The sequence below is a fragment of the Kribbella sancticallisti genome, from assembly GCF_039530625.1.
Classification (GTDB): domain Bacteria; phylum Actinomycetota; class Actinomycetes; order Propionibacteriales; family Kribbellaceae; genus Kribbella; species Kribbella sancticallisti.
In genome coordinates this window covers 146,064-169,009 of record NZ_BAAAOS010000053.1, presented here as the reverse complement: position 1 = coordinate 169,009, position 22,946 = coordinate 146,064, and the positions used below count along the sequence as shown (strand labels likewise).

The window sequence follows — 22,946 nt, the reverse complement described above, 5'->3', positions numbered from 1 at the left end:
CGCGAGACGAGGAGACACCGGTGACCCTCAGACTGGCCGCGGTAGACCTGGGCGCTTCGAGCGGCCGGGTGATGCTCGGCCGCGTCGGCCCAGGTCAGCTGGAGCTCACCGAGGTCCACCGCTTCTGGAACGGCCCGGTCCAGGTCGGGGACACCCTGCACTGGGACATCCTCGCGCTGTACCGCGAGATCCTCGTCGGACTCCGCAAGGCGGGAGCGCTGGAGAGCGGTGCTCGAGAAGCGAGCGCGGGCGGTGCCGGCGCGGCGGGCGGTGAGCGGGGGTTGCAGGGGATCGGGATCGACTCGTGGGCGGTCGACTACGGCCTGCTCGACGGTCGCGGGAAGCTGCTGGGGAATCCGGTGCACTATCGGGACGCCCGCACCGACGGTGTGATGGAGCGGGTGCTGCAAAAGGTCTCGGCGGATGAGCTGTACGCGGTCACCGGGCTGCAGCAGTTGCCGTTCAACACGATCTACCAGTTGGCGGCTGAGGACCGGCTCGAGCAGGCGGAAATGCTGCTGATGATCCCGGACCTGCTGAGCTACTGGCTGACGGGCCAACCCGGTGCCGAGGCGACGAACGCGTCGACCACCCAGCTGTACGACGTACGGGCGCGGGGGTGGAGTGACACGCTCGCCCAGCGCATCGGAGTACCGGCTGGGTTGTTGCCGGAGATCAGGGAAGCCGGGCAGGTGATCGGGCCGTTGCTGCAGGCGGTTGCCGAGGAGACCGGGCTGGAGCCGACGACACCCGTGATCGCCGTCGGGTCGCACGACACCGCGTCGTCGGTGGTGGCCGTGCCCGCGACGGAGGGGGACCGGTTCGCGTACATCTCGTCGGGGACCTGGTCGCTGGTCGGGTTGGAGCTCGACGAGCCGGTGCTCAGCGGCGAGGCGCAGCAGGCGAACTTCACCAACGAGGGTGGCGTCGACGGCCGGACCAGGTTCCTGAAGAACGTGATGGGGCTGTGGATCCTGCAGGAGTGCTTGCGGGTCTGGGGGACCGGCGATCTGGCCGGCCTGTTGCGAGAAGCAGCCGACGCACCGGCGTTCGCCGTACTGATCGATCCGGACGATCCGAGTTTCCTTGCCCCTGGCAACATGCCACGGCGGGTGGAGGAGTTCTGCGCCAAGTCCGGGCAGGAGCCGCCGCGGACGCGGGCAGCACTGGTCCGGTGCGTGCTGGAGAGCCTCGCACTGGCGTACCGCCGGACGCTGCGGCTCGGGCAGGCTGTGGCCGGTCGGGAAGTCGAGGTCGTGCACGTGATCGGCGGCGGCTCGCAGAACGAGTTGCTCTGCCAGCTCACCGCCGATGCCTGTGGACTGCCCGTACTCGCGGGGCCGGTCGAGGCTTCCGCACTCGGGAACGTGCTGGTTCAGGCACGAGCACTGGGTGAGCCACTGCCCGATCTGACCGCGATGCGCGCACTGGTCCGCGCGACCCACGAACTGCGGGCCTACCACCCGCAGGGCAAACCGGCCGACTGGGACGCCGCCGAGTCCCGGGTGTTCGGAACAAGGTGATCTGATGACCGTCCTCCACAACGAAACCCTTCACCGCGAAGCTGTCCCGCTCCGCAGCGGTCCACTCGCCGGGCGCGGGGTGCACCGCGAGATCAGCCATGACGACCTGCAGTTGCTCCGGCTGCTGGCGACCGGACTGCCGGTGGACTCTGTCGCCCGCCGGCTGGACCTGTCCGAGCGCACCGTCCGCCGCCGTACCCGAGCCGCCTGCGACCGTCTCGGCTTCGGTACCGCAGTAGAAGCCATCGTCTGGGCGGCCCGCCGCGGCCTCCTGTAAACACCCCGCACCTTTAGCTCCCCCTGCAGATCCGCCCGTCTCTGTGAGGAGTACTTGATGTCCCTTCGCCTCCGTTTCGCATGCCTACTAGCAGCCGTGTTCCTGCTGACTCCGCTCCTGCCCGCGACCGCGGCGCCGCCCAGACCTGCCAGTCCGCAGCCGACCAACCTCAGGACGAACAGCCTCACCAACCCCCTCGGCATCGCTCCCGGCACGCCCAGGCTGAGCTGGCAGATCGATGGCAGCCGGCGCGGCACCAGCCAGACGCAGTACGAGATCCATGTCGGCACCTCCGCGGCCAAGACCGGCAAGGCCGACGTCTGGAACAGCGGTGCCGTGCGCTCGGACCGCTCCGTCGACATCCCGTACGGCGGACCCGCGCTCACGCCGTACACCCAGTACTTCTGGAAGGTCCGCGTCTGGGACGACACCGGTACTGCGTCCGCCTGGTCCCAGATCGCCACCTTCGAGACAGCGCAACTGCAGCCTGAAGACTGGCGGGGTGACTGGATCGGCGCGGACAACCAGTCCGGCGCGGAGTGGACCGACTACACGGTCGACGCCGACCTCACCGTCACCAAGGAAGCGCTCGGCGTCTTCTTCCGCGGTCGCGGTGGGCTCGGCTACATGTGGCAGCTCAACCAGGTCACGGACAGCCGCCCGCTCCTCAGACCACACGTCCGGCAGGCCGGCGGCGGCTACACCCTCCTCGGCGAGATCCCGCTCACCGTCAACCTCAAGCAGCGCCATCACCTGCGCATCACGATCGCCGGCCAGACCATCACCACCTGGATCGACGGCACGCAGGTCGACAGCCGGACCCGCTCCGACCACAACGCGCCCGGACTCGTCGGCTTCCGCACCAACGGAGTCGAGGAAGGCGTCGTCCACAGCCTCAAGGTCACGAGCGCCGACAACCAGACCCTCGTCGACACCGCCTTCCCGGCCGGCGACCAAACCTTCCCCGACGGCACGGTCCGTCCCACCGGCGGCCTCCAGGTGAAGGGCAACACCGATCTCTGGCTCCCCGGCAAGGCGCTCCCGGTCTTCCGCAAGACGGTGACGACCAGGACCAAGAAGATCGTCAAGGCTCGGATGCACGCTGCCGCGCAGGGCGTGTACGAGCTCAGCCTCAACGGCAAGAAGGTCGGCGACCACGAGCTCGCGCCGGGCTGGACCGACTACGCGCACCGGATCCAGTCGCAGTCCTACGACGTCACCTCGCTGGTCACCCAGGGCACGAACACCCTCGGGGCGGAGGTGTCCACCGGCTGGTTCGCGGGCAACCTGGCGATGTTCGGTCCGAACAAGTACGGCACGGACACCTCGGTCACGGCGCAACTCCGTGTCACCTACAACGACGGAACCACCGACGTCTTCGCCACCGACTCCAGCTGGCAGACGGCGCCCGGCGCAGTACGGGTTGCTGATTTGCTCAACGGCGAGAGCTACGACGCACGCCGTACTCCGACCGACTGGTCGCCCGTGCAGGTCCGGCCGAGTGCGACTGCCAAGCTCGTTCCCCAAGCGGATCAGCCCGTTCGGGTGACACAACAGCTTGCCGCCAAGGCGATTCCGTCACCCACGCCCGGCGTCTACCTCTACGACCTCGGCCAGAACATGGTCGGCGTCGCCAAGCTCGCCCTCGCGGGCACTCCCGGTCAGACGGTCAAGATCCGGTACGGCGAGGTGCTCAACCCCGACGGCACGCTCTACACGGACAACCTCCGCAGTGCGAAGGCCACCGATTACTACACCTTCGCCACCCGCGAAACCGAGACCTATCGGCCGCGCTTCACCTTCCACGGCTTCCGGTACGTCGAACTGAGCGGCCTGCCGGCAGCACCACCGGCGAGCGCGATCACCGGCGTGGTGATGGGCAGCGACGGCGCCCAGACGAGCACGTTCAGCACCAACTCGGCCCTGGTCGACAAGCTGCACAGCAACATCGTCTGGGGGCAGCGCGGCAACTTCCTCTCGATCCCGACGGACACCCCGGCGCGCGACGAGCGGATGGGCTGGACCGGCGACATCAACGTGTTCGCCCGGACGGCCGTCTACAACCTCGACTCCCAGGCGTTCCTGACCAAGTGGTTGCAGGATCTCCGCGACAGCCAGGCAGCCAACGGCGCGTACGCGAGCGTCGCACCGACCGTGCCGAACTCGTTCGACGGCGGCCTCGGGAACGCGGGCTGGGCCGACGCGGGCGTGAACGTGCCGTGGACGCTGTGGCAGGCGTACGGCGACACCGCGGTGATCCAGCAGCACTACGACTCGATGCGCCGGTACGTCGACTACCTGGCCGCGAACTCGTCCGGCTTCATCCGCGGGGGCGGCGACTACGGCGACTGGCTGAACCTGGACGATCCGACCCCCGGCGAGCTGATCGGTACGTCGTTCGTCGCCAAGGGTGCTCGGCAGCTCAGCCAGATGGCCGCGGCGATCGGCAACACCGCTGACGCGGCGAAGTACCAGAAGCTGTACGACGACGTGCGCGCCGCGTTCATCGGGCGCTTCGTCGCCGCCGACGGCAAGGTGGGCTCCGACAGCCAGACCGGCTACATCCTCGCCTTCACCAGTGACCTGGTCCCGGCCGACAAGATCGTTGCCGCAGGCCAACACTTCGCGAACACCATCCTGCGGCGTGACACCCACCTGTCGACCGGCTTCCTCGGCGTGGACGGCCTGCTGCCCGTCCTCACCAAGATCGGCCGGTCCGACCTCGCCTACCAATTGCTGCAGAACACCTCGTACCCGTCCTGGGGCTATGAGATCGGCAAGGGCGCGACGACGATCTGGGAGCGGTGGAATTCGATCAATCCCGACGGCACCTTCAACGACGTGGGGATGAACTCGTTCAACCACTACGCATACGGCGCGGTCGGCGAGTGGATGTACCGCACCCTCGCAGGGGTCTCCGCGGCCGAGCCGGGCTATCGCAAGTCGCTGATCGCGCCGACGCCCGGCAACGGCATCACCTCGGCCGACTTCAGCCACCAGACGCCGTACGGCAAGGTTGCGAGCAAGTGGGCGAAGACGAGTGACGACGGGCTCAGCCTGACCGTGACCGTCCCTGGCAACACCACCGCGACCGTGCGGCTCCCGGCGCTCAACCCCAACCTGATCACCGAGAGCGGTAGCTCGCTGGCCCAGGCTGACCACGTCAGCTCTGTTGTCGACGAGGGCTCGACGGTTGCGATGACTGTTGCCTCTGGCACCTACCGGTTCGCGATGGAAGCACCACCGATCGCCCTGTCCTCCGCGGCCGCCACCCCGGCCTCCGGAGAACCCGGTACTGCGACCAGCGTGGCGGCCGTGGTCCGGAACCGCTCGGGCTCCCCGGTCACCGGGCGTCTCGAGGTCGGCGTGCCTGACGGATGGGCCGCGCCTGCTCCGTCGGAGTCGGTGACACTGGCTCCGGGTGAACAGACTACGGTCAGCGTGCGGGTCGCAGTACCGGTGGCTGGTAATGCGGCGGCGGTCGGGTTCACGGCGATGTTCGTGGAGGCGGGCGGAGAGTTGGCGTCGGCGCCGGTCGGGTTCACCGTGACCCAGTCGCTCAGTCCGGCGAACGCGATGGACTACGTGGATCTAGGTGACGCCGCGTCGGAGTCGGCACACGCGGTGACGGCCGCTCCGTCGTCGGGCACCGGCTCTGAGAGCGGCCGGACCAGGCGCTATGCCGGGATGTTCGTGCCTGGCTCGTGGTTCGAGTTCACGCTGGGAGTCCGGGCCGGCCAGCCGTTCGTGATGCGCCTGGTGGAGACGTACGACCGGTCCCAGACGAAGGACTACGAGGTGCTGGTGGACGGGAAGGTCGTTCACCACCGGGTGATGAGCAAGTCCGGCGCCGGACTGGAGACGTACCAGTTCGTCGTAAATCCGCCGGCCGGGACGAGTGTCCGGGTGCGGATCCAGCACAACGCGACGGCGGCCGGGTACGACCCGTCGCTGGCCGATGTCTGGTCGTTGCCGGTGCCGTGAGCCGAGGTTAGCGGTCCACACGGTGGGGGTACCGGGGCACCGAACATCAATCCTAGGAGGAGCGATGGACGGAATGACCATCGTGTGGATCGTCGTGGGTCTGGTGATCCTGTTGTTCGTGGTGGCACTGATCGCCGGCTCAGCCAAGAAGAGCAAGGTGCGGCAGGCCGAACACGACCGGCAAGAGGCTCACGACCATCAGCAGCAGGCCAGACAGTCCGCTGTCCACGCGGAGAAGCAGCAGGCGGCCGCCGACGAGGTCGAGGCACGTGCGCGGCAGGCGCAGGCCCTCGCCGACGAGAAGGCCGCTGAAGCGCGCCGGCTCAACGCCGGTGCCGCTGAGCGCCAGCAGGCGGCCGAACAGGCTCGTGTGGAGACGAACGAGCACCTGACGCGGGCTGAAGCGATCGATCCGGATCGGCGCGAACGAGTCGACCGCGCCGCCGACGAGTCCCGCGCCCACCGGACCTCCGACAGTTCGGCGCACACGGCCTCCTGGGGCGGCAAGTCCGACCCCGACGGTGCCCCGGACCAGCGACCGATGGCAGGCGCCACCGACGAACAGCCTCTGGACGGCCCCCAACGCGACGGCCAGCCGCTCTACGGCTCCCACCAAGACGACCAACCCATCGACGAATCCCACCGCGACGGCCAACCGTTGGACGATCGCCAAGACCACCGCGACACCCCGCCCCGGCGCTGACGCTCAGTGCTGGGTCGGGCGGAGGCGGTAGCCCATGCCGCGGACGGTCTGGATCCGGTCCTGGCCTAGTTTGCGGCGCAGATAGCGGATGTAGACATCCACCACATTGGATCCTGGGTCGAAGTCGAACCCCCACACCTGGGAGAGAAGTTGCTCGCGGGACAGAACCTGGTCGGGGTGACGGCAGAAGACCTCGGCCAGGAGGAACTCGCGGGCGGTGAGATCGACCGTCTGGCCGTCCACCAGAGCCCGCCGGGTCCGCAGATCAAGGCTCATGTCGCCAACCTGCAGCACGCTGGCGTCAGCCGTCCCCGATCCGTCACTACGAAGCCGCAACCGGACCCGAGCCAGCAGTTCCTCGAAGGCGAACGGCTTGGCGATGTAGTCGTCGGCGCCGCTCTCCAGCCCGGCGACAGTGTCCCGAACGCTGTCCCGAGCAGTCAAAATCACCACGGGCATCGTCACCCGAGCCTCGCGCAGACGTCGCAGTACGGTGAATCCGTCCACCCTGGGCAGCCCGATGTCGAGCAGCAGCAGGTCATAGGCGCCGCTGACGCCTTCCTGATAGGCGGTTTCGCCGTCCGACACCACCGTCGTCACGAACCCGTTGCTCCGCAGACCACGCTCGACGAACGACGCGATCCGCTCCTGGTCCTCGGCGATCAGGATCCTGTTCATCCCCGCACCTCCTCGTCCGCCATCGGCAACTCCAGCTCGAACCGCGCCCCCGGACCGTCCTGCCTGGCCAGCCGGACCTCCCCACCATGCGCCCGCGCGATCGACCGCACAATCGCCAGCCCCAGCCCCGCCCCGTCCGTCCGCCCCTGATCGTTGCCTCTGGCAAACCTCTCGAAGATCCGCTCCCGATCCCCCTCCGCCACCCCGGCACCAGCATCAGCCACCCACAACACCGCCCGTCCCCCCGCGACCACGCGGGAGCCAACGGCGATGCGGTCGCCGGCGGTGGTATGCCGGACGGCGTTCGCCACCAACTGCATCAGCGCCTGGGTCAACCGTTGCCCGTCGGCGACGATGGTGGCGTCGGCAGTCTCGTCCACTCCCCAAGCCCGATCCGCCAATCCACGCGCCTTCGCGATCACCTCGACCGTCAGTTCGGTCAGGTTGACCTCCTCCAGCTTGAGGAAATCAGGCCGCTCGCTCTTCGCCAGCACCAGCAGATCGTCGACCATCCGGTTCATCCGGGCCAGCTCGTCGAGCACCAGCGCGCGGGTCTCCTCCCGGTCGCGCGGATCGTCGCCCATCAGCTCCAGATGCCCGCGGATCACCGTGATCGGCGTCCGCAGCTCATGCCCGGCGTTGTCCACGAACTCCCGCTGGGCGAGAAACGCGACCTCCAGCCGGTCCAGCATCGTGTTGAACGTCCCCGCCAGTTGCGCCACGTCGTCGTTGCCCACGACCTCGATCCGCCGGCGCAGATCCGACTCCCCGATCTGCTCAGCCGTACTGCGCAACTGCCGGATCGGCGCGAGCACCCGCCCGGTCACCAGCCAGCACGCGCCCGCCGCCAGGGCCAAGGTGATCGCCCCGATGACAGCCAGTGCCTGCGCCGCGTCCTCCAACGGCTGGGCGATCACGTCGCGGAACTCCAGCACGACCAGTTGCGCCCGGACCGGCTGAGAGCCGACCCGCACCGGGATCACGCCGTACCGGACCTTGCCCGCGGTGCTGCCGATCCACCCGTACTCCGGTTCGGTGGCGCCGGCGACTCGGGCGACGAAGCCGGCATCGGTGTCGAGCCGGGCCGGCGGGGATCCCTGGCTGCGGTGGTAGGCCCGGCCGTCCACGACCGTGAAGAATCCCTCCGAGCTGTCCGGCAGGTTGCTCTGCAGCCAGCGATCGAGCAGTTCCTCGGGCCGGTTGTAACCGGCGGCGGTCGTTGATCCTGCGAAGGCGCGGAACTTGGTTGCCTCGTGCGTCAGTTCCGCGTCGGCGGCGGAGTCGGACCGGGCCGCGAGGACCTGCCAGGTCAGGAACACCACGGTGGTCAGCGCCAGCGCGAGCACGCCGAGCATCCAGCCGATGATGCGCAACCGCGCACTGACCACCGGCCGCCTCAGCCGAACCACCAACCGAGCCAACGACCGGGCCCCCTGCCGAGCCGCCGACCGAGCCGCCGACCAGGCCACCGACCGAGCCGAGGATCAGTCATCGCCGTCCACGTCGTCGTCGAGGTCGTCGTCGATCCCGTCGTCATCGCGATCGTCGTCGTCACCCGCGGTCCGCGGAGTCGCCGGTGTGACCGGATCCGCGCCCGGCGGACCGGCCGTCGGCGGCGTCGTAGTACCGGGGGAGGCGGTCGAGCCGGCCGGTACGACGACCGTGTCGCCGAGGCCCGGCGCCGAGCGATCCGCCAGGTACTGGGCCAGCACGAAGCCGGCCACGGCCAGGACCACGGCAACAGCCAGGTAGATCAGGCGCGGAGATCGCATACTCACACTCTGCGATCCCATCCGAGAACCGCATGAGCCGAACATTACAGATTTCTCATCTGCGACCGCTCAGATCAGGTACCGGAACTCCGCCGAGTCGGGCTTGATCCGCTCGATGTCCAGCGGTGCGGCCTCCATCCGGTCGAGCAGCCCGGACAGGTCGGTCGGCCGGCCCATCTCGATGCCGACCAGCGCCACGCCCGTCTCGCGGTTGTTGCGCTTCACGTACTCGAACAGGGTGATGTCGTCGTCCGGCCCGAGGACGTCGTCCAGGAATTGCCGCAGCGCGCCCGGTTCCTGCGGGAAGGTCACCAGGAAGTAGTGCTTCAGACCCTTGTGCACCAGCGATCGTTCGAGGATCTCGCCGTAGCGGCTGACGTCGTTGTTCCCGCCCGACAGCAGGCAGACGACCGTCTCGCCCGGTTTTACCTCGACACCATTGCCGAGAGCCGCCGCGGACAAGGCTCCTGCGGGCTCAGCGATCAGCCCGTCCGTCTGGTAGAGCTCGAGCATCTCCGAGCAGACCAGGCCTTCCGGCACCGAGGTCATCTCCACCCGGGCCGCTGCCACCAACGGCAACGTCACGTCGCCGACCCGGCGAACAGCCGCACCGTCGACGAAGCTGTCCAGGTGCGGCAATGTCACCGGCTTCCCAGCAGCCAAAGCAGCCGCCATGCTTGCCGCTCCACCAGGCTCCACACCAACGATCCGTACTCCGGGGTGCCGTGCCGCCAGCCAGGTCGCCACCCCGGCGATCAGCCCGCCACCACCGACAGGTACCACCAGTACGTCGGGAGCGTGGCCTAGCTGGTCAACCAGTTCGACAGCCACGGTCCCTTGTCCTGCGACGGTTCGGGGGTCGTCGAAGGCCGGGACCAGCGTCGCGCCAGTACTGGTTGCTTCTGCGAGCGCGGCACCGGCGGCGTCGTCATAGGTGTCGCCTGTCACGATGACCTCGATCTGGCTTCCACCCAGCGCGGCGATCCGGTCGCGCTTCTGGCGGGGCGTAGTACGAGGCACATAAACGCGGCCGTGCACGTCGAGGGTGTGGCACGAATACGCCAGGCCCTGTCCGTGGTTTCCGGCGCTCGCACAGACGACTCCGGCCTTCTTCGAGGTGTCGTCGAGTTGCGCGATCAGGTTGTAGGCGCCGCGGAGCTTGTAGGAGCGACCGATCTGCAGGTCCTCCCGTTTCAGCCAGACGTCAGCGCCGGTGCGTGCGGAGAGTCGCAGGTTCCGCTGCAACGGAGTACGCACGGCGATGCCGTCGAGGCGGGTGACCGCAGCCTCGATGCGCTCGGCATCTACCGCGTTTGAAGCGAGTGAATCAGTGCCCTGCATGAGCTTCCTTCCCGTGCATCTGCACGATTCTCAACGATTTGCTCGCTACCCAAGACACGCTAAGTCCAGAGTGCGGACTGACGGACACCGTTGCGCAACGGGGTGCCATTTTCATGCGTGAAACGCCTCTGGCGTGGGCAGTCTAGTTCTCATACGCTCACTCGGTGTAACGGCCAGGCTCCTGGACGGGATGAGCCGAGTAAACCGGTCAACGGGGACTGGAGGGCACAGATGGAATCGATTCCGTTCAGTCTGTGGGGAGACGCCTTGTGGTGTGGCCAGGAAGTGGTGCGGGAAGCTCCGCACGAGCAGGCGATCCGTCGCCTGTTTCCTGACCCCATCCCGGCGCGAGGCGCAGACCTGGACACCACTGCGGATCTCGTTCCGGAACCGCAAAACCGCTTCGACCCACGCTCGATCGCCGTTCGGGTGCAGGGAAAGGTGGTCGGCTACCTGCCGAGGGACGATGCGCACCGGTACCACCCGGTGTTGTCGGAACTGGTGGCGCAGGGCCTGCAACCGCAGGTGCCTTGCCACTTGTGGGTGAGTGAATGGGAACCGGCCGATTGGGAGGGCAAGGGCGACCGGGGCATGGAGTTCCACGCCAGCGTCGCAGTAGCCCTGGGCCAGCCGCACATGCTGGTCCCGGTGAACCTGCCACCACCCGGGAGTTACCACCTGCTGCCGCCCGGCAGCGGGATCGTAGTACCGGGTAGTGAGGTGCATCCGGATGTGCTGGCGCCGTTCTTCCGGCCGGAGGGCGAGTGCTGGGCGTACGGGACGATGCATGCCGTCGAAGAGGAGGACGGGTTCTCCGAGCGGCACCGGATGGTGGTGGAGGTCCGGCTGGACGACGAACCCGTCGGCCGGCTCAGTCCTCGCCTCAGCGGTGAGTTCCTGCCGGCCATCCACTACCTGGCGGACATGCGGGCCGAAACGGCCGCACGGGTCGCCGTCCGCGGCGACCGGACAGCATCGGAGGTGATCCTGTATGCGGCACGGAGTCACGATCTGCCGGCGACCTGGCCGGACGGTCTGACCCGGTCTCCAGTGGCATCACCACCGTGGCACTACTGGGTCGGTAAAGAGGCGAACTGATCCCAAGGCGGCCGCGCAGTACTCACCAATCAATCAGGTGGTGGCGAGTACTGCGGGGCTACTGCGGGGGTCGACTGCCCGGCCGAGGTCAGAGCTTCTGGCTGAGCGTCTGGAAGATCTCGTCCATCGCGCCGGGCAGGTCGTCGTGGCCGAAGTCCGGGTAGACGCGGAGTTGCTTGGTGCCGGTCAGTTTGTTGTACGCCGCGTACTGCGTCGACGGCGGGCAGGTCTCGTCCTCGAGGCCGACGTACAGCGTTACCTCGGCCTGGACCCGCGGGGCTAGGTGCTGCAGGTCGATGTAGCCGAGCGTGGTGAACACCTCCTGCTCACGAAGGTGCCGGGGGTCGCGCTTCTTGAACCAGGTGGTGATCTCGTTGTACGGGTTCTTGTCGAGGTTGAGCTCCCAGGCCCGCTGGTAGTCAGTCAGGAACGGGAAGACGCTCGCCGTGTACTTGATCTCCGGAGTCAGCGCGGCACAGACCAGGCTGAGCCCACCGCCTTGGCTCCACCCGGTGGTGCCGATCCGGCCGGCGTCCACCTCGGGCAGCCCGCCGATGATGTCCGCGAGTCGCCGGGTGTCCAGGAACACGTGCCGGTACAGCAGGTTCTCCGGGCCACCGTCCAGGCCCTCCACCAGGTGGTTGCGCAGGGAGAAGCTGTTGGCCTGCTGGGACTCGGTCTGGAACCCCACCTGCTCCCGCACGTCCAGGGCGGCGACGGTGAACCCGCGGGCGGCGTACGGCAGCAGGTCGATCCACTTCGGCTGCTCACCGCCGTACCCGTGGAACATCAGGACGGCCGGTCCCTCGGCGGTGTGCGGGCGGATCACCTTGGCGTGCACCCGGTAGCCGCCGGTGCCGGTGAAGTACAGGTGCTCGGTCCTCGCGAACGGCAACGGGAAGTCCGTCGCCTCGGCGAACTCGGTCTCCGGGTCGGTCGCGGCCAGTTCGGCCAGCGCCTTCTCCCAGAACTGGTCGAAATCCTCCGGCCGCGGGTTGGTCCCGGTGTAGGTGAGCAGTTCCTCGGACGACATCTCGAACGACAACACGGTCTCCGGACTCCCTTGGTCAGCTCAAACGAATGAGCTTCATTCTGCGGGGTCGCCCGGCTCCGCGGCAGTGCCGTCCCAGATGGTGTAACCGTTTGCCGCGTTCAGCCGCTCCCGGAGATCATCCTCGAGCTTCGCGGCCCGGTCCGGAGCCAGCCACTGCAACGGGATCAGCACCGAGTGCTCGGCCTTCTTGGTCCGCAGCACGATCGCCTGACCCTGGGTGGTCTGGCCCTGTTCGACTGCGGTGATGTCGGTCCAGGCGGTCCGGACGCCACGGACCTCGACGTCGTCCGGCCCGAGCTTGAGCAGCACGGGCGGCCGGGCCAGGATCCACAACCCGGCGAGCACGACCAGCCCGCCCAGGGTGAGGAACACCGCCACCACGGCTCCGGGCACCCCGAACGCCCAGAGCACCGCCGCCACCCCGAGCAGGATCAACCCGACGGCCGCGATCCCGAGGAATCGCCCAGCCCGCATCCGGTACGTCGTACGCATCGGCACAGGATCTCATCGGCCCCGGATCTCAGCAGCCCTGGGTCTCATCGGCACCGGGCGGCGCGGACGGCAGGATCGGTCAGTTGCCGGTCTGGGCGGGGTCGTAGGCGCAGGCGTCGTTCAGGTTCTGCGGGGTGCCGGCCGGCGGCTTGGTGCTGGTCGGCGGCTTCGTGGTCGGCCTCTTCGTGCTGGTCGACGTCGACGGCTTGGTGGACGGGGTCGAGGCGACCGGCTTGCTGGCCTTCGGCTCGATCGCCTTCCGGACCAGTTCGCGCATCGCCTCGTAGTTCGGGTTCTTGCCGGTCGGGAAGTTCTTGCTCTTGTCCAGGTCGACGTTCGAGACGCTGGCGTTCTTCACCTTCAGGCCGAGCTCGATGAACGCGGGCAGGATCTCCTGCGGGATGTCGGTGCGCAGCAACTTCTTGCCCGCCGAGGCGATCTGCTGGTACTTCGTGACCAGGGCCTGCGGGTTCGCGCTGTTCACCAGCGCGTGGATCGTGCAGCGCTGCCGCTCCTGCCGGGACGGGTCGCTCAGGCCGTAGCGGCCGCGGGCGAACCAGAGCGCGTCGTGGCCGTTCAGCTTCTGGTTCGGGCCGGGCTGCAGGTAGCCGGACGGCTTGCGCTCGCTGTTCGACCCCGGTCCGGCGCCGTAGTCGCCGCCGATCGGGACCCGGTAGTTGATGTTGACCGTGATCCCGCCGAGCGCGTCGATGATCTGCTCGAAGCCCTTGAGGTTGACCTGCATGTAGTAGTCGATCTTGAGGCCCATCGCCTCGCCGACTGACACCTTCATCACGTCGGCGCCCTCGTTGTCGGACGCGCCCAGGATGCCGGGGTACGTCCGTGGGATGTTGTCGTACATCGAGTCCAGGTAGTACTCCGGCTGCTCGACGTTGCCGAGGTTCGGATCCCAGTAGCCGTCCGGGAACTTTTTGTGCAGCGGGGAGTCCTCCGGGAACGGCATCCGCATGAAGTTCCGGCTGAGCGACATCAGCGCGGTGTCGCCGGTCTTGGTGTCGATGCTGGCCACGATCACCGTGTCGGTCCGGGTGCCCTCCCGGCCGACGCCGTCGTCGGCGCCGAGCAGCAGCAGGTTCAGCCGCGGGGTGTTCGCCCAGGGGTCCTTCTTGTCCTCGACCTTGGGCCGGGTGGCGCTCTTGGAGTCGTCCTCGGACTTGAACACGCCGCCGACCAGGTCGCGCTGCGCCAGCACGGTCTGCGCGGCGACGGTGGTCGGCACGGCGATGCCGAAGCAGAGCAGCCCGACGAACATCGAACCGGCCAGTCGGCCGGTCGCGGTCAGGCTGATCGGGCGGAGCAGTTTGTGCGAGGAGACGACGACGCAGATCCACAGGATGCCGAGCACCACGACGGCGGCGGTGGCCAGCAGGAGTCGGCTCGGGTCGACCGCGGTCGCGAGGATCGAGTCGCGCTTGGTCAGGCCGACGAACGCGACGATCAGGAGCAGGCCGATACTGAGCGTCATCACGAACGCGCCCAGCTTCTTACGGCCGCCCAGGACGAAACCGAGGCCGGGGATCAGGGTGCTGACCAGGGTCAGGCCGAGGCCCCTCGACACGGAGGGGGCACGGTGACCGCGGTGACGGGAACGGCTGGCTTTGGGCGCGGACCTGCGTCCTGTTGCGCGCGTGCTCCGCGACATGGCTCCGTTCCCTGATCGACGACGTGACGGCGTGCCGGACCGTCAGACAACGGTCCTCAGTACTTCAGACGCCGGCACGGCCTCCTTGGTTGACGTGACGTTACGACCCCCGTCGATTCCGCCAGGTTACAGGGGGACCGGAGCCGGTTGCCAAGCCGAGCAGGCCCCGCTTTGCCGTCGGGCCGTGTCTCCGGATAGTCTTGGCCGTCGTCGAGTCCTCCAGGGGACTCCTCGGAGGAGGCGTCGCCTAGTCCGGTCGATGGCGCCCGCCTGCTAAGCGGGTTGAGGGTAATCCCCTCTCGGGGGTTCAAATCCCCCCGCCTCCGCAGTAAAGAAAGCCGTCAAGCGCCGCAAGCGCCTGACGGCTTTCGTGCTTCTCGGGACCTTTCGGGTTTGCCCGCGTCCCTTCTCCGGGACCTTTCGGCTTGCCCGCGTTCCTTCTCCGGGACCTTCGGGTTTGCCCGCGTTCTGGGCCGCGTCGTACCGCGGTCGGCGGCCCGCCGCCGTCTACGGTGCACTGCGGTGCCGCCCGCACGACCGGCGCGCCGCCGCATCGATCCGTGAGCGCCCCTGGAGAAACCTCTTGCCGCTGTCCGTCCGCCGCCGCTCCTTCGCCGTACTTCCGCTGATCTTGCTGCTGGCCCCCGGCTGCGGATTCGTCCGCGACGTCGCAGCCCAGCAGAACCCCTCGCCCTCGCCCGCCCCAGCCGGTTCGATCACCGCGGAACTGGCCACCCTGCAGGTGGTGGCCGGCCGGAAATCGGCTCGCGGCTACGACCGCGGCTGCGGCAAGGCCGAGGCTTGTTCCTTCGGCCCTGCCTGGTCGGACAACCACAACGGCCCAGGCGGTCACGACGGTTGTGACACCCGCAACAACGTGCTCAGCCGGCAGTTGGCCCAGGTCACGTACAAGGCCGGTCGCAAGCAGTGTGTGGTGCTCAGTGGCCAACTGCTGGAGCCCTACACCGGCAAACAGGTGCAGTTCCGCAAAGCCGAGGCGAGCAAGGTGCAGATCGACCATATCTATCCGCTGGCCCGCGCATGGGATCTCGGCGCCTCCAACTGGCCGTTGCAGCGCCGAGTGGACTTCGCCAATGACCTCACCGACAACCTCCTGGCCGTCGACGGCTCCGCCAACGCGAGCAAGTCCGACCAAGGCCCGGGAGAGTGGCTGCCCATCAACAAGGCCTACCGCTGCACCTACGTACTGCGGTACCTGCACGTCGCCAACAAGTACGACCTGCCGATCACCCGTGACGATCAACAGAGCGCGAAGGTCATCGCCCGAACCTGCTAGCCGGCGGCGAGCTTCTTGGCCTCGGCCAGGCGCGCCACGGATCGAGTGGTGTTCGGCTCGAGACCGGCGATCAGGTGCTCCACTCCGCGGGACTCGTACGACCTGATGGTCTCGGCCAGTTCGGCGACCGTGCCCTCGATGGCGTTGGCCTCCGGTTCCGCGACAGGCGGCTGGTCGGGGTCCCGGACGGTGATTCCGACCGTCCGGCTGACCTCGTCGTCCGGGCGACCGGCCGCGGCCAGGGCATCGGTGATCGAGCCGAGACGCTGGTCGAGCTCGTCGTTGGGTGCGCCGAACCAAGCGGTGTTCCAGGAGTCGGCCCACTTCGCCGTGAGCTCCAGCATGCGCGGCCGGAACGATGCCACCAGGATCGGGATCTGCCGCTTCGGCGCCGGAACCAGTACTGCGTCCCGCACCTGGTGATACCTCCCGTCCAGGCTGACCGTCTCGCTCCGGACCAGCCGCGCCACGATCTCCAGCCACTCCGCGAACCGCCCGACCCGGTGATCGGTCGGCAAGCCGAAGGCCTCGTACTCCGGGTCGTGCCAGCCCGCGCCGACCCCGAGGACCAGGCGCCCGCCGGACACCTCGTCGATCGTCGCCGCCATCTTCGCCGTCAGCCCCGGATCGCGGAACGACGCGCAGAGCACCATCGTGCCGAGCTCCACCCGGTCCGTCACCGCGGCGACCGCGCTGAGCAGGGTCCACGCCTCGTGCATCCCGTACGTCGTACCGTCGGGGGCGCGGTAGAAGAAGTGGTCGGCGAGCCAGACCGAGTCCAGTCCGGACTCCTCAGCCGCCTCCGCCATCCGGCGGGTGTCACTCCAGGTCGGGAACTGGCCTTCGGGACCGTCGGTGCCGCCGACCGGGAGCATCACGCCAATCTTCATCCGCCCAACCTAATCTCCCGATTCCCTTCGCGCAGGGCATTTCGTAACGCTTCCGAAGCGACATCGCGATGCGCCGAGTGCGGCGGGGCCGGCGGTCGCGTGGGTACTGTCGCAACGCCCGGGTTCGTGAGGCCGCGGTACGGAAGCCGGTATTGCCGCCAGTGGCCTCGCGAAAGGATGTGGTGGTGGTGACGGACTTCATGGTCCGGCCGTCGGCCTACGATCTCCGGTCGATCCTGGGTCTCGCTCTACCCGCGCACGTCGTCGCTCTGGTGGACGACGACTGGCGCCCGGCCTGGCTGATCGGCCGGCTGCACTGCGCGGACGGCTGGATCGCCCTGATCCAGTACACCGACGCCACCGGCAACGAACTCACCCGCCGGATCCCGGTGGAACGCCTCGGCCCGAACAACTGAGACGGTCCGCTGGCGCGCGCCGGCGGTACGCAGTACGGGAGGTCAGGAAGCCCAGGGGCCGACTCCTGAGATCCGGTCGACCGTGATTCGGGTGATGTAGCCGGCCGGCAGGCCCTCACCGGGCAGGAACTCCGCGTCCGGGCCGATGTAGGTCTTCGCCAACTCCCGGAGGAGTTCCACCGCACCGCCTTCGGTGATCCGGGCCGTCCCCTTGATCACCACGTACTCGACCAGGCCCATCTCGTTCTGGTTCTTCGTCTCGATCGACAGCGCCACCCGGCCGTCGCGCCGGACGTTCTTGACCTTCCGGCTCTCCGGGACGTGCCCCGCGACGATCTCGTCGCCGTCGAGCCCGACCCAGACCACCGACACCTGCGGGGTGCCGTCGGGGTTGATCGTGACCAGATGCGCCAGCGCGTCCGACGCGAGCACGGTCCGCACACTCTCGGGGATCTCCATCCGGTCAACCTAACCCCGCGACACAGCGAAGCGCCCCGGTCTGGGACCGGGGCGCTTCGTTTGCAGTCCGACGGGCTGGCTTCCGGGTCAGCCGCCGGAGTACGGGGTCAGCCGAGGCGTGCCTTCAGGCTGTCCAGTTCGAGCTTCAGCGCGGTCGGCACCTTGTCGCCGAGCTTCGCGAACCACTCCTCGATGAGCGGGATCTCGGCCTTCCACTCCTCGGCGTCGACGTTCAGCGCCACCTGCAGCGCCTCCGGGCTGAGGTCCAGCCCGCTGACGTCGATCGCGTCGGTGGTCGGGACGTGCCCGATCGGGGTCTCGACCGCGGCCGTCGTGCCCTCGAGCCGCTCGATCACCCACTTGAGCACCCGGCCGTTCTCGCTGAAGCCCGGCCAGACGAACTTGCCGGCCTCGTCCTTGCGGAACCAGTTCACGTAGAAGATCTTCGGCAGCTTGGCCGCGTCGTTGTCCTTGCCGACGGTGATCCAGTGGTTCAGGTAGTCGCCGGCGTTGTAGCCGATGAACGGCAGCATCGCCATCGGGTCGCGCCGGACCACGCCGACCTCGCCGACCGCGGCCGCGGTGGTCTCCGACGACAGCGTCGCGCCCATGAACACACCGTGGTCCCAGTCGCGCGCCTCGGTCACCAGCGGCACCGTCGTCGCCCGGCGGCCACCGAAGAGGATCGCCGAGATCGGTACGCCGTTCGGGTCCTCGTACTCGTCGGCGATGATCGGGCACTGCTTGATCGGGGTGCAGAACCGGCTGTTCGGGTGGCTCGACAGTTCGCCGGACTCCGGCGTCCAGTCGCGGCCCTTCCAGTCGGTCAGGTGGTTCGGCGGGGTCTGCGAGTAGCCCTCCCACCAGACGTCACCGTCGTCGGTCAGCGCCACGTTGGTGAAGACCGAGTTGCCCTTCTCGATCGTGCGCATCGCGTTCGGGTTGGTCTTCCAGCCGGTGCCGGGGGCGACGCCGAACAGCCCGAACTCGGGGTTCACGGCGTACAGGCGGCCGTCCTCGCCGAAGCGCATCCAGGCGATGTCGTCACCCAGCGTCTCGACCTCCCAGCCCTCCAGGGTCGGGTCGAGCATCGCCAGGTTGGTCTTGCCGCAGGCGCTCGGGAACGCGGCCGCGATGTAGTGGACCTTCTTCTCCGGCGAGATCAGCTTCAGGATCAGCATGTGCTCGGCCAGCCAGCCCTCGTCGCGGGCCATCGCCGAGGCGATCCGCAGCGAGTAGCACTTCTTGCCCAGCAGCGAGTTGCCGCCGTAGCCCGAGCCGTAGGACCAGATGGTCCGCTCCTCGGGGAACTGGACGATGTACTTCTCGTCGTTGCACGGCCACGGGACGTCCTTCTGCCCCGGCTCCAGCGGCGCGCCGACGGAGTGCAGACAGGGCACGTACTTCGCGTCGGTGCCCATCTTCGCCAGTACTTCGGACCCGGTGCGCGCCATGATCCGCATCGAGGCGACCACATACGCCGAGTCGGTGATCTCGACCCCGAACATCGGCTTCTCGGCGGTCAGCGGGCCCATGCAGAACGGCACGACGTACAGGGTCCGGCCGCGCATGCTGCCGCGGTAGAGGTCCGTCATCAGGGCCTTCATCTCGGCCGGGTCCATCCAGTTGTTGGTCGGACCGGCGTCGGCCTCGTCGACCGAACAGATGAAGGTGCGCTGCTCGACCCGCGCGACGTCGGACGGGTCGGTGCGGGCCCAGAACGAGTTCGGCTTCTTCTCGTCGTTCAGCCGGACCAGGGTGCCGCCGGCGATCAGTTCGTCGGTCAGCGTGGCGTACTCCGCGTCCGAACCGTCGACCCAGTGGATCCGGTCCGGCTGGGTGAGCGCGGCGATCTCGGCGACCCAGGCCAGCAAGCCTGCGTGCTCAGTCGGGGCGTCGCTCAGGTCGTAGGTCGTCGGGGTGGCTGCGGCGGCCTCGGCGCTGAGGGCATCTCCGGTATGGGCAGGGCTGGCGGTTGTCGTCATCGGCGGCTCATTCCCTCTCGCGATCGGTCCCGACGGCGGTCCCGTCCCTCGACGCTGAGGGGGTACGACGTCGGCCGCCGGGGTCTCCGGCGGTTCGATTCAGCTGCTGGCGGTGTGTGATCTGTCGCATACCAGTGCGGCCAGTGGGCGTATACCAGTGTGCAAGTGGTACTAACGTTACGCGACTCGGTGGTGTGCTGAGAACCGGTAAGACGTGAGGACCGTCACAGAATTTCGCCGACAAGGGCTTTCCCAGCAAAAAGACCGGCCGCGCGAGGATCGCGCGGCCGGATTCCGGACTTCGGGTGGTCTGCTCAGGCGGATCTACTGCGTCTGGCGCCAGATGTCGTTCAGAACCCGCTCGATCGCCGGCTCCTCGCCGGGGGCGCCGGTCAGGGTCACGCCGACGAGCCAGGACCGGCCTGCGCTGGTGTACGCGCGCGTCATCGTCAGCGTGTACCGCGGGCCTTTCTGGACGGTCAGCCAGGTTCGGGCGTCCTTGGCCGACGCCGGTACCGGCGTCTTGAAGCTGTCCGTCCACTCCTTGTCGAACTGGGCCCGGCCGGCCAGGCAGGCTGCCAGGTCGCGGCACGGGCGCAGCGCGATCCGTGCGTCCAGGGCGGAGTCGGTGGGCTTCGCTTCGGTCAGCACCCGCCGGTAGATCATGGTGGACGATTCGCCCAGCTCTACCTTGTGCGGCGGGCGGGGCCAGCCGAAGGCGAACGGCAGGCTCAGGCCGTCGACCACCTGGACGTCTGCTCCGGTGGGGTAGGTCGCACCGACCAGGCCGGTAGTGGTGACTGGCGGGAGGTAGGGAGCTGTTCTCGGCTTCGGGACTCCTGGGAGCAGGCCTGGGGACGGTAGGGGAGAGGGGCTGACTGCTGTGGCGATGGGGGGACCTGCTGGGCGTTGGTCCTTGATGGAGCTGCCGATCGCCGCGCCTACGGAGTACAGGGCGGTGAAGACAATCAGTACTCCGATCGCGGCTACCAGGTAGGTCCACCGGCCCAGCTTGTGGCGGTACTCCCGGGCTACTTCGACCTTGCTCGGGGGCTTTTGCTGGGCTTGGTTGAGCGGTGCGGCGCCGTACTGCGCCAGCTGGCTCCGCACGGCGCTGAGTGACTCCTCGTCGTTTCCCAGCAGGCCGTCCAGTGGATCCAGCAGCCGCTCGGCGCCGGACTGGCCCGGTATCAGCTGGGTGATCGCGTACGGGCGGTCCGCTGACAGGTTGGCCGCCCACAGCGGAGTCTGCTGCTCTCCTGGCTCCAGTGCCGCGCCACGGCTGGCCTGGTCGAGCCGGTCCCTTACTTGAGGGTCAGCCGCTCCGCTCTCGCTGAGCACGAGCGCGACCACCTCCATCCCGGTGAACGACCGACCGCGCCAGATCTCCGCCAGGGGGTGCTCCAGCAACCGCTGGTCGAGCTCGTACCCCTGGAGCTGTGGAGTGCTGTTCACCTGGCTCACTTGGCCTCCCAGATCGCCCGGTCGGCCAGCACCAGGGCGCCTTGCTGCGCCGCCGCCTCGGTGATCGGGTGCGCCTCGTAGTCCACCTGGACGACCAGGTCGGCGCGGACCACCATCACGGAGACCCGCCAGCTCTGCCCACCCGCCTCGGTGCTCTTCGCGATCCTGGTCGGGTACGGCCGGTCCGGCAGCACTTCCCAGGGCTTGCGGTCGTACGCCTGCTTGGCCATCTCGGCCGGGGTGAACGGTGGCTGCCCAGCGCCCGCCGCGCGGCCGCCGTACGGGGTGATCCGGACCTTGAGAGCCGCCGCCGTGAAGGTCGGCTGCGCCTGGCTCCGGACGCCGACCGAGCAAACCACCTCGGTGTTGCCGGTTCGCTGCCACGGCAGGTTGGTGGCTTTGGGCAACAACAGGGAGACGTCCCCGAGCCGGTCGCACAGATCCGCGGGGAGCTTGCGCGGCTGGACGATGTCGGTCGGCCTGACCGGATCCCCGGCGGCGTACCCGATCCCCAGCCCCGCGACCGCGGCGATGCCGGCGGCGATCCCAGTACTCCGTATCAATCGGCTCGCCATGCCCGCGACCCTAGCCACGCAGAGGTCCTCCCTCACCGGGTTTGTGGTGCCCGGCGTGTCCAGGCATGGCGGCTTTGACGAAGGCCGACTGGTCCTGGTTCCTGCCTATGCTGCGCCGATGACAGCCTTCCCCGACATCGTGATCGGCGCGCCCGGCGAGGGCGAAGTACTGGAGTTGCCTTTCGGCGTCTTCACCGTGCGAATCTCAGGCGACCAGACGGGCGGCGCGCTCTCGGTGGTGGACTCGATCCTCCCCGCCGGCGCCCTCGGAGCCACGCCGCACATCCACCACGGGCACGAGGAGTACTTCCTCATCACGGCCGGCGAGGTCACCTTCGACACGGCGGACGGAGTACTGGCAGTTGGCGCGGGCGGCTCGGTCTCAGTCCCACGCGGCCAACCCCACGGCTACCGCAACACCACCGCGGAACCGGCCACCCTGACCACCCTCTTCACCCCCGCAGGCTACGAAACCTACTTCCGAGCCGTAGCTGAAGCCTCAGCCGCCGGCGAGGAGATCACTCCTGCGCTCCTCACTGCTCTCCGAGCCCAACAACAAACCACCCCGGCAACCTTCACCTGACGGCCGCGACGTGCTGGACTTCATCAAGCCACTCCAGTCGGCGTGACCGCCCGGCGTCCGGGCGCCGGGCTTCGGCCGTCCGCGGCCTGACTCAGCTCTCCCGGCCTCAACTGAGAAGGCTCTTCACCGACCCACCAGACTCGGACAGCTTGGTACCAAGCCCAGCCAATGCCTCCCCGACGCTAGCCAGAATCCCCGAAAGATCCTGCAGATTCCCCGCCAAGCTCTCGACCTCGGACGCCACCCCACCGATCGTCCCGCTGCCATCATTCAGCCGCTTGGCCGCCGCATCCCCGATCCCGGGAATCTTGTCCAACTCACCCGCCAGCCCCGCCAACATCCCCGCAGCATCCTTGAGCTTGTCCTTGGCCGAGTTCATAGTCTCGGCACTCCCCGACAACGCCCGCCGAGCGCCGCCCTCCCCATCATCCCCAACCAACGCCCCCGCCGCCTTGGCCGCCTGCTCCCCAGCCTCCGCCAACCCAGACCCGATCGTCTTCAACAACTCAGGCAGTTGCCCAACCAGCCCCAACGCATCATCCGGCAACCCCCTCACCAGCTTCAGCACCTTCTCGAAGTCGTCCGAGTTCTCCATCACAAACCCGACCGCCTTCTTCACATCCCCCAAATCCCGCCCACCCAACAACTCCTCAATACCCATCCCCGGATGCTATTCCCCCACCCCCTCCCAC

General features: G+C 68.2%; 21 protein-coding genes and 1 tRNA gene. 9 read left to right on the top strand and 13 right to left on the bottom strand.

From position 1 onward, the window contains the following. Positions 1-20: 20 nt before the first annotated feature. From ABD255_RS33435 to ABD255_RS33420, 4 genes are all read left to right on the top strand, one after another. Positions 21-1,523, top strand: coding sequence for a rhamnulokinase (locus tag ABD255_RS33435; RefSeq protein WP_344220815.1), 1,503 nt, complete (start codon positions 21-23; stop codon positions 1,521-1,523). Between the two features lie 4 nt (positions 1,524-1,527). Continuing rightward, complete coding sequence (locus ABD255_RS33430) at positions 1,528-1,800, top strand: LuxR C-terminal-related transcriptional regulator (RefSeq protein WP_344220814.1); 273 nt, start codon at positions 1,528-1,530, stop codon at positions 1,798-1,800. Between the two features lie 57 nt (positions 1,801-1,857). After that, the gene (locus tag ABD255_RS33425; protein WP_344220813.1) at positions 1,858-5,784 is read left to right on the top strand and encodes a family 78 glycoside hydrolase catalytic domain; all 3,927 of its coding nucleotides are present in this window, start codon (positions 1,858-1,860) and stop codon (positions 5,782-5,784) included. Between the two features lie 64 nt (positions 5,785-5,848). Next, positions 5,849-6,487: a hypothetical protein gene (locus ABD255_RS33420; protein ID WP_344220812.1), complete on the top strand. Its 639-nt coding sequence runs from the start codon at positions 5,849-5,851 to the stop codon at positions 6,485-6,487. Positions 6,488-6,490: 3 nt separating this feature from the next. Here ABD255_RS33420 and ABD255_RS33415 read toward each other — a convergent pair whose 3' ends face one another. The 4 genes from ABD255_RS33415 to ilvA all read right to left on the bottom strand — a co-directional run bounded on the left by ABD255_RS33415 (position 6,491) and on the right by ilvA (position 10,278). Continuing rightward, a complete protein-coding gene (locus tag ABD255_RS33415; RefSeq protein WP_344220811.1) occupies positions 6,491-7,165 on the bottom strand; it encodes a response regulator transcription factor in 675 nt (224 codons plus the stop codon). Next, positions 7,162-8,574, bottom strand: a complete 1,413-nt coding sequence (locus ABD255_RS33410) for a sensor histidine kinase (protein WP_344220810.1) — start codon at positions 8,572-8,574, stop codon at positions 7,162-7,164. The genes ABD255_RS33415 and ABD255_RS33410 overlap by 4 nt, the downstream gene beginning before the upstream one ends. Before the next feature lie 75 nt (positions 8,575-8,649). Continuing rightward, the gene (locus tag ABD255_RS33405; RefSeq protein WP_344220809.1) at positions 8,650-8,937 is read right to left on the bottom strand and encodes a hypothetical protein; all 288 of its coding nucleotides are present in this window, start codon (positions 8,935-8,937) and stop codon (positions 8,650-8,652) included. A 69-nt stretch (positions 8,938-9,006) separates the two neighbouring features. After that, positions 9,007-10,278, bottom strand: a complete 1,272-nt coding sequence (ilvA, locus tag ABD255_RS33400; protein WP_344220808.1) for a threonine ammonia-lyase IlvA — start codon at positions 10,276-10,278, stop codon at positions 9,007-9,009. Positions 10,279-10,509: 231 nt separating this feature from the next. Here ilvA and ABD255_RS33395 point away from each other — a divergent pair, with 231 nt between their 5' ends. Next, a complete protein-coding gene (locus ABD255_RS33395) occupies positions 10,510-11,376 on the top strand; it encodes an HIRAN domain-containing protein (protein ID WP_344220807.1) in 867 nt (288 codons plus the stop codon). Between the two features lie 88 nt (positions 11,377-11,464). Here the strand turns inward: ABD255_RS33395 and ABD255_RS33390 are convergent, their stop codons facing one another. The 3 genes from ABD255_RS33390 to ABD255_RS33380 all read right to left on the bottom strand — a co-directional run bounded on the left by ABD255_RS33390 (position 11,465) and on the right by ABD255_RS33380 (position 14,501). Continuing rightward, entirely contained in the window at positions 11,465-12,424 is a 960-nt protein-coding gene (locus tag ABD255_RS33390) for an acetylxylan esterase (RefSeq protein ID WP_344220805.1), read from the bottom strand. Positions 12,425-12,463: 39 nt separating this feature from the next. Continuing rightward, positions 12,464-12,922, bottom strand: a complete 459-nt coding sequence (locus ABD255_RS33385; RefSeq protein ID WP_344220804.1) for a hypothetical protein — start codon at positions 12,920-12,922, stop codon at positions 12,464-12,466. Positions 12,923-13,001: 79 nt separating this feature from the next. Continuing rightward, the gene (locus ABD255_RS33380) at positions 13,002-14,501 is read right to left on the bottom strand and encodes an LCP family protein (RefSeq protein ID WP_344220803.1); all 1,500 of its coding nucleotides are present in this window, start codon (positions 14,499-14,501) and stop codon (positions 13,002-13,004) included. Positions 14,502-14,821: 320 nt separating this feature from the next. On the opposite strand from ABD255_RS33380, the gene ABD255_RS33375 reads away from it, so the two are divergent. Both ABD255_RS33375 and ABD255_RS33370 read left to right on the top strand, forming a co-directional pair. Further along, a tRNA-Ser gene (locus ABD255_RS33375) sits at positions 14,822-14,911 on the top strand. A gap of 257 nt (positions 14,912-15,168) precedes the next feature. Next, on the top strand, positions 15,169-15,882 hold the full coding sequence (locus ABD255_RS33370) for an HNH endonuclease family protein (RefSeq protein WP_344220802.1): 714 nt from the start codon (positions 15,169-15,171) through the stop codon (positions 15,880-15,882). Here the strand turns inward: ABD255_RS33370 and ABD255_RS33365 are convergent. Beyond that, positions 15,879-16,772 (bottom strand): LLM class flavin-dependent oxidoreductase, encoded by an 894-nt coding sequence (locus ABD255_RS33365; RefSeq protein WP_344220801.1) that lies wholly within the window; start codon positions 16,770-16,772, stop codon positions 15,879-15,881. The genes ABD255_RS33370 and ABD255_RS33365 overlap by 4 nt on opposite strands. A 188-nt stretch (positions 16,773-16,960) precedes the next feature. On the opposite strand from ABD255_RS33365, the gene ABD255_RS33360 reads away from it, so the two are divergent. After that, positions 16,961-17,188, top strand: coding sequence for a hypothetical protein (locus tag ABD255_RS33360; protein ID WP_344220800.1), 228 nt, complete (start codon positions 16,961-16,963; stop codon positions 17,186-17,188). Between the two features lie 42 nt (positions 17,189-17,230). On the opposite strand, the gene ABD255_RS33355 is transcribed toward ABD255_RS33360, so the two are convergent. The 4 genes from ABD255_RS33355 to ABD255_RS33340 form a co-directional block, all read right to left on the bottom strand. Next, complete coding sequence (locus tag ABD255_RS33355; protein WP_344220799.1) at positions 17,231-17,647, bottom strand: PPOX class F420-dependent oxidoreductase; 417 nt, start codon at positions 17,645-17,647, stop codon at positions 17,231-17,233. A 107-nt stretch (positions 17,648-17,754) separates the two neighbouring features. Continuing rightward, on the bottom strand, positions 17,755-19,632 hold the full coding sequence (locus tag ABD255_RS33350; RefSeq protein ID WP_344220798.1) for a phosphoenolpyruvate carboxykinase (GTP): 1,878 nt from the start codon (positions 19,630-19,632) through the stop codon (positions 17,755-17,757). Between the two features lie 324 nt (positions 19,633-19,956). Further along, positions 19,957-21,096, bottom strand: coding sequence for a hypothetical protein (locus ABD255_RS33345; RefSeq protein WP_344220797.1), 1,140 nt, complete (start codon positions 21,094-21,096; stop codon positions 19,957-19,959). After that, complete coding sequence (locus ABD255_RS33340) at positions 21,093-21,671, bottom strand: hypothetical protein (RefSeq protein ID WP_344220796.1); 579 nt, start codon at positions 21,669-21,671, stop codon at positions 21,093-21,095. Before ABD255_RS33340 ends, ABD255_RS33345 begins: the two co-directional genes overlap by 4 nt. Positions 21,672-21,789: 118 nt before the next feature. Between ABD255_RS33340 and ABD255_RS33335 the strand changes: the two genes are divergently transcribed. Then, positions 21,790-22,254 (top strand): cupin domain-containing protein, encoded by a 465-nt coding sequence (locus ABD255_RS33335; protein ID WP_344220794.1) that lies wholly within the window; start codon positions 21,790-21,792, stop codon positions 22,252-22,254. A gap of 106 nt (positions 22,255-22,360) precedes the next feature. On the opposite strand, the gene ABD255_RS33330 is transcribed toward ABD255_RS33335, so the two are convergent. After that, positions 22,361-22,915, bottom strand: a complete 555-nt coding sequence (locus ABD255_RS33330; RefSeq protein WP_344220793.1) for a hypothetical protein — start codon at positions 22,913-22,915, stop codon at positions 22,361-22,363. Positions 22,916-22,946 lie beyond the last annotated feature (31 nt).